Here is a 738-nt window from a genome sequence, read left to right on the forward strand (position 1 = left end):
CTGGTAAAAAGTACCTGACCATGGATGGAGCTGAATAGGTGAAATCAGAGGGTAAACTGGAAATTACAGACGAATTGTTGCTTTATCAACAAAAGACCACCACTTATTGAATATACATAACTTCCTGTAAAAAAATAAATAATAGTCCCAATAGTCATACCTATAACTATAAAGGCTCGCTTTGACATTATGATATAGAATACTAACTTTATAAAATTCATATAAGAACCATAGGGATCAGGTCTTGCTTTTTGCCACTACCCGACTCAATTTTGAATAGTGTAATTGAAAATAATCACCCAACTTTTTTTCTTGCTCGACAAATAGCGCGCACTTTAGATTTGTCAAATTGAAGTAACATTTTATCGATTTAAATCCATTTTGGAACTTGTGCTTGCCCATCGTAAAATGCCCTACACGTTGAGAACTTCTATTAAACTAATGCTTATATACAATATTGGACTAGCTAATAGGCAAAAAGAAAGACCTGACCATTTTAGTGACACTTTTTAGATGCTATGCTAGTAACGCTTTTTCATCAAAGCCTTGCTCATGTAACTTGACTACAAGCTGTTCAAGCACATCATCTTTTTGAGGGGCTACAGGCTGTGTTAGTAGTAAAGAAGTCACATTCCCAAAACCTGGGTGCTCAAAATCAGGGTTTTCAAGGCCATGTTGTGCTCTTAGCGTTAGCAGCATAAGTGCAGCATAAGGTGTAAATTGCCAGTTCATATTATC

At 35.9% G+C, this 738-nt stretch carries 1 pseudogene; it reads right to left on the reverse strand.

What is annotated here, in order from left to right:
• Positions 1-516 precede the first annotated feature (516 nt).
• Positions 517-738, reverse strand: a pseudogene (locus tag AN394_RS22100) (hypothetical protein); the annotation flags it as partial.

This window comes from Pseudoalteromonas sp. P1-26 (assembly GCF_001401795.1).
GTDB lineage: Bacteria > Pseudomonadota > Gammaproteobacteria > Enterobacterales > Alteromonadaceae > Pseudoalteromonas.